Annotated in this window: 10 protein-coding genes; all 10 read right to left on the bottom strand. The window is 73.0% G+C overall.

Features of this window, described 5'->3' with window-relative positions; all coding sequences use genetic code 11:
• Positions 1-1,521, bottom strand: a 1,521-nt coding sequence (locus AB0O40_RS30035) for an AAA family ATPase (RefSeq protein ID WP_365048244.1), incomplete at its 3' end; no start/stop codon positions are given.
• Positions 1,522-1,644: 123 nt separating this feature from the next.
• Positions 1,645-1,998 (bottom strand): hypothetical protein, encoded by a 354-nt coding sequence (locus AB0O40_RS30030; RefSeq protein WP_365048242.1) that lies wholly within the window; start codon positions 1,996-1,998, stop codon positions 1,645-1,647.
• The gene (locus AB0O40_RS30025) at positions 1,995-2,528 is read right to left on the bottom strand and encodes a DUF6232 family protein (RefSeq protein ID WP_365048240.1); all 534 of its coding nucleotides are present in this window, start codon (positions 2,526-2,528) and stop codon (positions 1,995-1,997) included. Before AB0O40_RS30025 ends, AB0O40_RS30030 begins: the two co-directional genes overlap by 4 nt.
• Positions 2,529-2,645: 117 nt before the next feature.
• Positions 2,646-3,332, bottom strand: coding sequence for a response regulator transcription factor (locus AB0O40_RS30020; RefSeq protein ID WP_365048246.1), 687 nt, complete (start codon positions 3,330-3,332; stop codon positions 2,646-2,648).
• A 407-nt stretch (positions 3,333-3,739) separates the two neighbouring features.
• Entirely contained in the window at positions 3,740-4,156 is a 417-nt protein-coding gene (locus AB0O40_RS30015; RefSeq protein ID WP_365048238.1) for a hypothetical protein, read from the bottom strand.
• 142 nt (positions 4,157-4,298) lie between these two features.
• Positions 4,299-5,873 carry an APC family permease gene (locus tag AB0O40_RS30010; protein WP_365048237.1) on the bottom strand — a complete coding sequence of 525 codons (1,575 nt, stop codon included), beginning with the start codon at positions 5,871-5,873 and terminating at the stop codon, positions 4,299-4,301.
• Positions 5,874-6,103: 230 nt separating this feature from the next.
• Positions 6,104-7,570, bottom strand: coding sequence for an aldehyde dehydrogenase family protein (locus AB0O40_RS30005; protein ID WP_365048235.1), 1,467 nt, complete (start codon positions 7,568-7,570; stop codon positions 6,104-6,106).
• 37 nt (positions 7,571-7,607) lie between these two features.
• A complete protein-coding gene (locus AB0O40_RS30000) occupies positions 7,608-9,347 on the bottom strand; it encodes a D-aminoacylase (protein ID WP_365048233.1) in 1,740 nt (579 codons plus the stop codon).
• A gap of 148 nt (positions 9,348-9,495) precedes the next feature.
• On the bottom strand, positions 9,496-10,623 hold the full coding sequence (locus AB0O40_RS29995; RefSeq protein ID WP_365048232.1) for an LLM class flavin-dependent oxidoreductase: 1,128 nt from the start codon (positions 10,621-10,623) through the stop codon (positions 9,496-9,498).
• 130 nt (positions 10,624-10,753) lie between these two features.
• Positions 10,754-11,542, bottom strand: a complete 789-nt coding sequence (locus AB0O40_RS29990) for a glucose 1-dehydrogenase (RefSeq protein ID WP_365048230.1) — start codon at positions 11,540-11,542, stop codon at positions 10,754-10,756.
• Positions 11,543-11,587 lie beyond the last annotated feature (45 nt).

The raw sequence follows: 11,587 nt of genomic DNA, 5'->3' as shown, positions 1-11,587 counted from the left end.
GCTGCCCCCAAACCCCCGCGCCTCAAACTCCCCCAGACTCCGTCCGGGGGGACCCCCAGGCGGGGCTGGAGTTGCCCCAGGCGAGGCTGGATTTGCCCCCGGCGGGGCTGGAATTGCCCCCGGCGGGGCTGGAATTGCAGGGGCGGCAGCGCCTTCGGGAGCGGCGCCCCGAGGGGCAGAGGGCACCCCCAGCGGGGGTGGCAGGACCCCCGGGGGGAAGGTGGCGGCGGCGGTGGCTGCGAGGTCCAGGGCGCCTCGGTAGTCTTCGGCGGCTCCTTTGAGGGCTACTCGGCGGGCGATCATCTCGGCGGCGCCCAGGGCCGGTTCGGCTTCCGCCAGGACGCGTTCGGCGTCGGTGAAGCGGCGCATGCCCCAGCTCAGGGCGTACGCGTGGAGTACGGCGTGGCGGGCGCGGTCCCCCTCGCCCATGGGGAGGGCGGCACAGTCGGCCAGGACCGCCTCGGCCTCCCCGTACCGCTCGGCCCAGATCAGGGCCGCCGCCAGCAGGAGGGCCGCCGAGATCCCCGCCCCCGCCTCGCGGGCCGCCGCGGCGAGCCGGACGGTGGCCGGGCCGTCGTGGGCGGCCCAGGCGCGCCGGGCGCCGGCCAGCAGCCCGGGGCCGCCCAGCACCCGGGCCAGCGCCCGCCGGTGCCGGCGGGCCCGGGTCCGGGGGCAGCGGTCCCGCAGCACCTCGGCGTAGAGCGGGTGCGCACACCGCAGGTACGGTTCGACGGTCACCAGCCCGGCCGCCTCGGCCGCCTCCAGCCCCACCGGGTCGACCAGTTCGGCCAGGGCCCCGGCCGCCACCGGTTCGGCGAAGGCGATGACCTCCAGCAGCTCCCGCAGCGGGCCCGTGCGCGTCTGGACGTACTCGACCACGCGGGCCGGCAGCTCCTCGCCGCTCAGGGCGAGTTCGCGCAGGAAGAGCGGGTGCCCGCGGGAGCGTTCGTACCAGCGGCGGGCGGCCCGCCGGTCCACCCCGCGGCGGGCGAGCAGCGCCTCGGTCTCCTCCCGGCTGAAGGGGGCGAGGTCGATGCGGTCGGCGAGCCGGTCCTCCCACAACCGCCGCAGCCCCGGCGGCAGTTCCCCGGCGGCCAGCAGGCCCAGCCGCCCCTCGCGGACCAGCCGCCGCGCCAGTGCGGTGGAGAGCGGGTCCATCAGGTGCACGTCGTCCACACAGAGCACCGGCACCCGCCCGGCCCCCACCCCCGTCGCCTCCTCCAACAGGACCTCCGCCGCCCAGCGCAGGAGGTTCAGGGCGCCGCGCTCGGGGACGAGGACGGGGAGGAGGGGGCTGAGGGCGCCGAGGGGGGTGCTGCGGGTCTCTTCGGAGGCGTCGGCGACGAGGACCGTGCGGCCGGTGCGTTCGAGGGCGTGCCGGGCCTCGGCCAGCAGCCAGGACTTGCCGCTCCCGGGCGGGCCGGCCAGGAGCACCCCGGTCGCGCCCCGGCCCTCTCCGAGGGCCCGCGCCACCCGCTCCAGCTCCGCCGCACGGCCGTGGAACGGCCAGGGGTTCGCCATGGGGTGGATGGTAGGGCCGCCCGGCGGCCGGCCGGACCCCGCTCGATCGAGAGTGGCTTGTTCCAGGCCGGGGCCTCGGGCCCGCCACTCCCCGGACGGTGGACCCGGCCGCCCGCCGGGCCGCTACACCCCGAAGAGTTCGACGACCCGCCGGACCGCGGCGGCGACCGGGACGCCCAGCTCGCCCACGAGCTGGGCGATGCCGGAGACCGCGCCGAGGGCGCGCCGGAAGGCGCCCGGGTCGGCGGGCTCGCCGCTGAGGGTGTCCAGGGACTCGTCGAGGACCTGCCGGTCGTCCGGGCGGACCCGGGTGCGCAACTCGGCGATCAGGGCGAGCAGTTCCTCGAGCGCGGCCTGCGCGGCGGGCCCGGTGTCCCGGGGGGCGTTGTACTGGTGGCCGATCTTGCCGATGTTGTCCCGGCCGTAGACGTTGATGTTGTCGCCGACCTGGCCGTAGTAGTTGTCGCCGCCGGTCATTGGCTGTTGCCCACCTTCCCGGTGTTGTTCCGGCCGAAGACGTTGATGTTGTCCCCGACCTGCCCGTAGTAGTTGGTGACCGTCTGCCTGAAGGACATGTGGGGGTCGTCGATGGCCGCCATGATCTTGCGGACCAGCTCGTGGACCAGCGCCTGCTCGGTGGTGACCAGGGCGGTGCGCGGGGTCCCGGCCGTCTCGATGACCAGGGCGTAGTACGTGCGCCGCAGCACGACCGACAGGAGTTGCAGGAGGAAGAGCACGCCGAGCGCGGCGAAGGTGATCGTGACCCCGCGCAGGTACTGCTCGCGTTCGGAGTCGCCGAGGTCCGCCTGGCGCAGGGCGGTGGCGGCGCCGACGGCGAGGGCGGCGGCCACGAAGAGGGACTTGCCGAAGCGGGCGGCGGCCTTCTTGCGGTCCGGTTCGACGCGGACGGTGGTGGCCCGGGCGATGTTGTTGAGCGGGTAGGCCTCGGCCCCGATCCACAGGACCCGGCGGCTGACGGAGATCTCGGTTTCCTCGCGCTTGGCCATGCGGTTCTCCCCCAGCTCCGCGCGGACGACGGCCCCGAGCGGCGATGTGCGCCGCGCGGACACAGCGCACAGGATCCTCGCGAACCAGCGGCCCTGCAAGGGAATTCGGCGATCCCGTCAGGCCGGGGCGGGGCCCCCGTCGGAGGGGCCGGGGAGCAGGCCGGTGCGGTGGGCGAGGACGGCGGCCTGGGCGCGGCTGGAGAGGCCGAGCTTGCTCATGCAGCGGTGCACGTGGGTCTTGACCGTGGCGGCGCTGAGGAAGAGCCGCGCGGCGATGTCGGCGTTGTCCAGCCCCTCGCCGACCAGGCCCAGGACCTGCCGTTCGCGCGGGGTCAGGGTGTCGAGGCCGGGGTGGCCGGCGGCGGCGGCCGGGGGCGGGGCGCAGGCGTCGATGAGGCGGTGCAGGGCGGTGGGGCTGAACAGCATCTCGCCGCCGTGGACGGTGTTGATGGCGGCCAGCAGCCGGTCGGGGGGCGTGTCCTTGAGGATGTAGCCGGCCGCACCGGCGCGCAGCGCTCCGTAGACGTACGTGTCGAGGTCGAAGGTGGTGAGCATCAGCACCTTGGGGCCGGTGCCGGGGGGCGTGCGGGCGAGGATCTGCTCGGTGGCGCCGATGCCGTCGAGGTCGCCGGGCATCTGGACGTCCATGAGGACGACGTCGGGGCGGGTCTCGACGGCCAGCCGGACGGCCTCGGCGCCGTCGGCGGCCTCCCCGACCACCTCGAAGCCGGGGGCGGCGGCGAGCAGGGCGACGAGGCCGGAGCGGATCAGGAACTGGTCGTCGACGACGAGCACGGTGGTCATCGGTGCGGTCACGCCTCCTCGGCCGGCAGCGGCGGCGGGGTGCCCGGATCCGTGTCCGCACCGGTGCCCGCACCGGTGTCCGGTGCCAGACCGGCCCGTACGAGCGCCGCCACGTCCGTCCTCCCCGCGTACACCCCTGGTGGTACCGGGGGATCACCCCTGGTTGTACAGGGAGGATCACCGCTGGTGGGAGTGGAGTTCAACCCGTCGTTGGGCGAACGTTTCAGGCCTGCGGCCGTAATCTTCCGATGGCCGGAAGGCCGGTACACCGGACCGCGGCTCCACCCGCACGGGGCTCCTCCGGGAGAGCGGGCGGATCCCGCGGGTCACCGGGGCCGGCGGCCCGGACGCGCCGCTGCGGCCCTCACGGGGGAGGGCCGCAGTGGTGGCGTGCGGAGGCGGGCCGCCTAGAGGCCGGTCAGGCCTTCCTCGGCGACGCCCTGGACGGCCTGGAGCGGCGGGGTCAGGGCGGGGCCGGAGCCGGCGAGGGTGGTGCCCAGGGCCTCGTCGGCGGCGACGGTGGCGACCTCGGCCTGCTCCATGGCCTCGTCCGGGTGCTGGACGACGTCCGTCACCCGGGCGGTGACCTCGTTGCCGGGCAGCGGGGGCAGCTTGGACTGGGTGACGGCACTGAGGTCCGGCACGCCCGCGGTGGGGATCTGCGTGATGTCGGGCATGCCCGCCAGCGGTACCGGCGGCAGGTCGGGCAGCGGGGCGGCCTGGGCTCCGGTGGCGGCGAGGCCGAGGGCGGCGCCGGCCAGGGAGAGCGCGGCGGCGACGCGCTTGACGGGGGCCGAGAGGTTCTTGGTGTTCTTGACGTTCATGCCGGGCACAACGAAGCCGCCGCGGGAGGGTCACCGCACGCCGGACGCCCGGTACCGCGATCGGCGGTACCGGGCGTCCGTGCTGACACGGCGGTTGACGGCGCGGTCCCCCGTCACGGGATCCGCGGTACGGGCCGGCCGGTCAGTCCTCGACCACCAGGGCCGGGGTCTCCTTGGTCAGCACCTCGCCGCGGAAGAAGGCCGGGCTGCGGCGGGCGGTGACGGTCATGACGACCAGGCCGAGGGCGAGCAGGCCGACGCCGATGACGAAGACGCTGCCGACGCCGAGGACCGAGGATCCGGAGCCGTAGTCGGGGTGCCAGGTGTCGACCAGGGTCTTGACGAAGACGGTGGTCAGCAGCAGGCCGCCGAGCAGTGGGCAGACGGCCTTGTAGACCAGGTCGCGGACGGAGCGGGTGAGTTCCCGGCGGAAGTACCAGACGCAGGCGAAGGCCGTCAGCGAGTAGTAGAAGCAGATCATCAGGCCGAGGGCGTAGATGGTGTCGACCAGGACGTTCTCGCTGACCAGGGTCATCACCGTGTAGAACACGCCGGTGGCGACGCCGGCCGTGACGGTGGCCTTGCCGGGGGTCTTGAAGCGGGGGTGGACCCGGGCGAAGGAGGCGGGCAGCGCCTCGTACGTGGACATGGCCAGCACGGTGCGGGCGACCGGGATGAAGGTGGTCTGGAGCGAGGCGGTGGCCGAGGCGAGCACGGCGACGAAGAGCAGCACGCCGAGCGCGGGGCCCATGACGGGGCCGGCCAGCGCGGCGAAGACGTTGTCGGAGGTCTCGGGGTTGCCCAGGCCCAGGCCGGCGGTGCCGGAGCCGACGACCATCTGGGCGGCGATGCCGGTGGCCAGGTACGAGCCGACCAGCACGACCATGGCGACGAGGGCGGCGCGGCCGGGGGTCTTGGCGGAGCCGGTGGTCTCCTCGTTGGTGGCCAGGCAGGCGTCCCAGCCCCAGTACATGAAGATCGAGAGCGAGAGCCCGGCGGTGAAGGACGCGAAGGACTTGACCGCGAAGGGGTTCAGCCACTGCCAGGAGAAGTCGAGGCCGGTGTCGAAGGTGCCGGCGGAGGCCTTCTGGAGGGCCAGCGCGACGAACACGGCGAGGACGACCAGCTGGAGGCCGACCAGGGCGTACTGGATGCCCTTGGTGGCGGTCATGCCGCGGTAGCTGATGGCGGTGGCCAGGGCGATCAGCGCCAGGCAGGTGAGGATGTGCACCGGCTTGCTGTCGTCGAGGGCGGCGATCCCCGGATCACCGGTGATCTCGCCGGCGAGCAGCCAGAAGAAGGAGGTCGCGACGCCGGCCAGGTTGGACAGGACGATGATCGTCGCGATGACCAGGCCCCAGCCGCACATCCAGCCGACCTTGGGGCCGAAGGCCTTGACGGTCCAGGTGAAGGAGGTGCCGCAGTCCGGGACGGCCTTGTTGAGCTCCCGGTACGCGAAGGCGACCAGCAGCATCGGCAGGAAGCCCGCGAGGAAGACGGCGGGCATCTGGACGCCGACCTCGCCGGCGGTGGAGCCGAGGGTGGAGGTCAGGCAGTAGACGGGGGCGACGGTGGAGATGCCGATGACGGCGCTGCCCAGCAGGCCGACGGATCCCTTGCCCAGGCCCTTGCCGCGGACGTCCTGGGGGCCGGTGCCGCCACCGGCCCCGCCGCTTACCGTGTCTCCGACCTGGGGCCGTACGTCCAGCTGTGTCATGGATAGGGACGTTAGACGCTGCGATTTCCCTATCCGGAAGACCTAAGTCCGGTTATCCACACGGCGGAAGACCTTGGAATCTCGACCCCTCTCGCCTCCATGGTCTCGTAAACCAAGGTTCACCACGCGGATAGGTGAAGTTTCAACGGGACCGGACACGGTGTTCCGTTATGCGGAAACCGCAGCCGTGTCCGGTTTGCCCGTTTCAAAAGTTTCCTGTGGCAATTTTCTCAGCCCGGCCAGACGATCGACTGCACCTCGCTGTAGGCGTGCAGCGCGTACGAGCCCACGTCCCGGCCCACCCCGCTCATCTTGAAGCCGCCGAACGGCGCCTCCATGTTGCGGCCGATGGTGTTCACGCCCACCCCGCCCGCGCGCAGCCGGCGGGCCACCCGGAAGGCCCGGGCCACGTCCCCCGACCAGACGTAGTCGATCAGCCCGAAGTCGCTGTCGTTGGCCAGCCGGACGCCCTCCTCCTCGTCGTCGAAGGGGACCACCACGACCACCGGGCCGAAGATCTCCTCCCGGACCACCCGCATGTCGGGGGTGCAGTCCGCCAGCAGCGTCGGGGCCACGTAGAAGCCCCTCCCCTCGCCGACCACCGGGCGGCCGCCGCCGGCCACCACCCGCGCGCCCTCCTTGCGGCCCAGCTCGACGTACGACTCCACCCGGTCCCGGTGCGCGGCCGAGATCACCGGGCCGACCACCGTGCCCTGCGCCGCCGGATCGCCCACCTTCATGAAGGAGAGGTAGCCGGTCAGCTTCTCGATCAGCTGCTCGTAGATCCCGCGCTGGGCGATCACCCGGGTCGGGGCGGTGCAGATCTGACCGCTGTAGAAGGAGAAGGTGGTGCCGATGCCCAGGACCGCGGAGTCCAGGTCGGCGTCGTCGAAGACCAGCGCCGCGCCCTTGCCGCCCAGCTCCATCAGCTGCCGCTTCATGCCCCGGCCGCACACCTCGGCGATCTTCCGGCCGACGCCCGTGGAGCCGGTGAAGGACACCATGTCCACCTCCGGCGAGTCCACCGCCGCCTCGCCGACCTCCAGCGCCGAGCCGCAGACCACGTTCACCACCCCCGCCGGGGCGCCCGCCTCGTGCAGCGCCTCGGCCATCCGGAAGACCGACAGCGGGTCCTGCGGGGCCGGCTTGACCACCACCGTGTTGCCCATCGCCAGCGCCGGGGCCACCTTGCCGGCCGGGTTGGCCCAGGGGTTGTTGTACGAGGTGATGCAGGTGACCACGCCCACCGGCTGGCGCACCTCCAGTGCGCCCAGCACCGACGCCTTCCCCATCGGCCCGGCCTCGGTGACCTGCGGGGGCAGCCCCTTCTCCACCGGCTCCAGGGCGCCGCGGGCGTACCGGCGGAAGCGGGTCACGCCCACCCCGACCTGCATGCCCCGGGCGATGCCGGTGGGCGCGCCGGTCTCCTGCTGGGCCAGCCGCGCCCAGGGCTCGTACTGCCGCTGCATGATGTCCGCGGCCCGGTCCAGGACCGCGGCCCGCTCCTCGGGGGTGGTGCGCGACCAGCTCTCGAAGGCCTCCCGGGCGGCCGCGGCCGCCTCGTGGACCTGGGCCCGGGAGGCCTCGGGGGCCAGGCCCACCACGGACTCGTCGGCCGGGTCGACCACCTCGTAGTGGCCGTGGTCGGGAGCCGTCCAGCGGCCGCCGATGTAGAGGTCCTGCGGCTCCTGGCTCATCGCGTGCCCACCCTCCCCTGGTCCGTCGGCCGCCCGCTCATCGCGTGCTCACCGTCCTGGTGTCGCGGCCCGAGCGCAGCACCGTGCCCGGCACCGCCCCGGTGACCCGGTCGTCGCGGATGGTCTCCACGCCGTTGACGCGTACCGAGACCACGCCGATGGCCCGGGAGTCGAGCCGGGGGCTGTCCCCCGGCAGGTCGTGCACCAGCGTCGCCGGGCCGGCCTCGATCCGCTCGGGGTCGAAGAGGACCAGGTCCGCGTGCCAGCCCTCGGCGATCCGGCCGCGCTCGCGCAGGCCGAAGAGCCGGGCCGGGTCGTCGGTGAGCATCCGCACCGCCTGCTCCAGCGGGACCAGCTTCCGCCCGCGCAGGCAGTCGCCCAGGAAGCGGGTGGTGTACGGGGCGCCGCACATCCGGTCCAGGTGGGCGCCGGCGTCGGAGCCGCCGAGCATGACGTCCTCGTGCTGCCAGGTCTCGGCCCGCAGCGCCCAGGTGGCCGGGTCGTTGTCGGTGGGCATGGGCCACAGGACGGTCCGCAGCTCGTCGTGGGCGCAGATCTCCACCAGGCAGTGGAAGGGGTCCTGGCCGCGTTCGGCGGCGATGTCCCGGACCACCCGGCCGGTGAGGCCCGCGTTCGCCTCGCTGTACGTGTCGCCGATGACGTACCGGCCGAAGTCGGCGAGCCGGCGGAAGACCCCGGCCTCCTTGCTGTCGGCGCGGCGCAGCAGTTCGGCGCGGACCCCGGCGTCCCGCAGCCGCTCGATCCGCTCGGGCACCGGCAGGCCCAGCACCTCGCCCCAGCCGGGGATGAGGTTGAGGGCGCAGAAGGTGCCCAGGGACATGTTCATCGGGGTGAGGATCGGCATGGTGAGGGCGACGATCCGGCCGCCGGACTTGCGGGCCCGCTCGCTGGCGGTCAGCTGCCGGGGCACCCGCTCGGGGACGGCGGCGTCGATGGTGAGGACGTTCCAGTTCAGCGGCCGGCCGGCGGCGGCGCTCATCTCGACGAAGAGGTCGATCTCGGCGTCGGAGAACTGGTCGAGGCAGCCGGCCACGATCGCCTCCAGCTGGGTGCCCTCGTGCTCGCCCACCGCGGCGGAGAGCGCCAGGAGTTCGGCGGGCAGCGCGTGGCGGGAGGCGACCGGCTGCCCGGCGCCGTCGGAGTGGGTGGCGGACTGGGTGGTGGACAGGCCCCAGGCGCCGGCCGCCATCGCCTCGTGCAACAGGGCCAGCATGGCGTCGAGTTGTTCCGGGGTGGGCTGGCCGCCGACGGCGGCCTCGCCCATCACGTGCCGGCGCAGGGCGCAGTGGCCCACCATGAAACCGGCGTTGACGGCGATCCGGCCCTCCAGGGCGTCCAGGTACTCGCCGAAGGAGTGCCAGCTCCAGTCCACGCCCTCTTCGAGGGCGGCCAGGGCCATCCCCTCGACCTTGCTCATCATGCGGCGGGTGTAGTCGGCGTCCTCGGGGCGGTCCGGGTGCAGCGGTGCGAGGGTGAAGCCGCAGTTGCCGCCCGCGACGGTGGTCACGCCGTGGTTCATCGACGGGGTGGCGTACGGGTCCCAGAAGAGCTGGGCGTCGTAGTGCGTGTGCGGGTCGACGAAGCCGGGGCAGAGCACCAGGCCGGTCGCGTCCTCGCTGGTGCGGGCCTCCTCGGTGACGGTGCCGGGCGCGGCGACGACGGCGATCCGGCCGTCGCGCAGGCCCACGTCGGCGAGGCGGGCGGGGGCGCCGGTGCCGTCCACGACGGTGGCGCCCTTGATCAGGTGGTCGAGCATGACGTCCCTTCGTCGGCCGGTCGTGCGCCCGCGCCGGCAGGGTCCGGCGCGGGCGGGCACGCGGAGGGTCCCGGCGGGAGGCGGCCGCCGCCTCCGCCGGGACCGGGGGTGCGGCGGTCCGGGAAGACGCCGCGCCCGTCCTGGGGACCTACTCCCCCGCCGCCTGGCGGAAGCGCGTGGTCCGGTGCACCGGGTCGGTGTCGATCTCCGGGATGACGTGCTCGCCGATCAGCTTGATCGTGTTCAGCGTGTCCTCGTAGGAGACGCCGGTCGGCAGGCCGAAGGAGAGCTGGTCGGCGCCGGCCTGCTCCCAGCGCTTGCACTGGGCCCGGACCTCGGTCGGGTCGCCGCAGATCAGCAGCTCCTCGGCGATCAGGAGCTCGATGATCTCGGCGTTGTACTCGGGCAGGATCTCGGGCCACTGCGGGATCGCCTCGGGCCGCGGGAAGGTGTCGTGGTAGCGGAAGACCAGCGACTGGAAGCGGTTCATGTTGGCGTTGACGGCGATCTCGACGGCCTTGTCGTGGGTCTCGGCGCAGATCGCGGTCGAGGTGACCATGACGTTGTCGTTGACGAAGGCGCCGATGGCCTTCGCCTCCCGGATCGCGGTCTTGTACTGGTCCAGCACCCACTCCATGTCGGAGACCTTCTGGACGCTGAAGCCGAGGACGCCCAGGCCCTTCTTGGCGGCCATCGCGTACGAGGAGGGGGAACCGGCGGCGTACCACATGGCCGGGTGGGCCTTGCCGTACGGCTTGGGGAAGACCTTGCGCGGCGGCAGCGACCAGTGCTTGCCCTGGAACCCCTCGTACTCCTCCTGGAGGAACATCTTGGGGAACTCCGCGATGGTCTCCTCCCAGATCTCCTTCGTGCCGTTCATGTCCTCGATGCCGGGCAGGAAGCCGAGGATCTCGTGGCTGCCCGCGCCGCGGCCGGTGCCGAACTCGAAGCGCCCCTTGGAGAGGTGGTCGAGCATGGTGACCTTCTCGGCCACCTTGACCGGGTGGTTGACCGGGGCGAGCGGGTTGAAGATGCCGGAGCCGAGGTGGATCCGCTCGGTGGCGTGGGCGAGGTAGGCGAGGAAGACCTCGTTCGCCGACAGGTGCGAGTACTCCTCCAGGAAGTGGTGCTCGGAGGCCCAGGCGTACTTGAAGCCGGACTTGTCGGCCTGGATGACGTACTCGGTCTCCTCGATCAGCGCCTTGTGCTCTGCCTCGGGGTCGACCTGGGATCGCGCCTGGGGCACGTAGCCCTGAACAAAGAGCCCGAATTCCAAGGGGGTTCACCGTCCTCTGATTTCTGACTATCCGTCAGATCGATGAAGTCGACTGTTCCACTGCGGGCGGGGGGCGTCAATACCTGACGGTGCATCAGATACCTGGGACGCACGGCCCTGCCCGGGGGCGTCAGAGCACGCTGACGCCCGCCATCCAGCCGCCGTCGATGACGAAGGGCTGACCGGTGATGTACGAGGAGTCCTCGCTGCTCAGGAAGAGGGCGAGGCGGGCCACCTCGGCCGGCAGCCCGGCCCGGCCCAGCGGCACCACCCGCTTGTACAGCTCCGCCATGGCCGCGGTGGCCTCCTCGGAGGGGCCGTCCGGGTCGAGCAGCGCCGGGTTGGCCATCGGGGTGTCCACGGCGCCCGGGCACATCGCGTTGACCCGGATGCCCTTGGCGGCCAGCTCCAGGGCCGCCACCCGGGTCAGGCCGACGATGGCCGCCTTGGTGGCCGCGTACGAGCCGACGTACGCCATGCCGGTCAGGCCGGTGTAGGAGGAGGTGTTGACGATGGTGCCGCCGCCGGCCGCGGCGATCTCCGGGGCCACGTGCTTGATGCCGAGGAAGGCGCCGACCTGGTTGACCTGGATCAGCTGCTGGAACTCCTCCAGGGGCGTGGCGGTCAGCTCGTTGAAGCGCAGGATGCCGGCGTTGTTGACCAGCCCGTCGATCCGGCCGCCGAAGGCGTCCTTGGCGGCGGCCACCGCCGCCGTCCAGTCCTCCTCCCGGCTCACGTCCAGGTGGACGTACCGGGCCCGGTCCGGCCCCAGCTCCTTGGCCACCTTCTCGCCCTGCTCGTCCAGCACGTCGCCGAGCAGCACCCGGGCGCCCTCGGCGGCGAACAACCGGGCCTCCTGCTCGCCCTGGCCGCGGGCCGCGCCCGTGATGACGACGACGCGGCCGTCCAGCTTGCCCATGGGGGTACTCCTTGTATGTCGTTGTGGGTGCCTGGGGCGGGCGGG

The organism is Streptomyces sp. NPDC089919 (genome assembly GCF_040684615.1).
In the GTDB taxonomy this organism is placed as follows: Bacteria; Actinomycetota; Actinomycetes; order Streptomycetales; family Streptomycetaceae; genus Streptomyces.
Note: the sequence above shows the minus strand (reverse complement) of the source record. Positions and strands in the feature narration are given on the sequence as shown.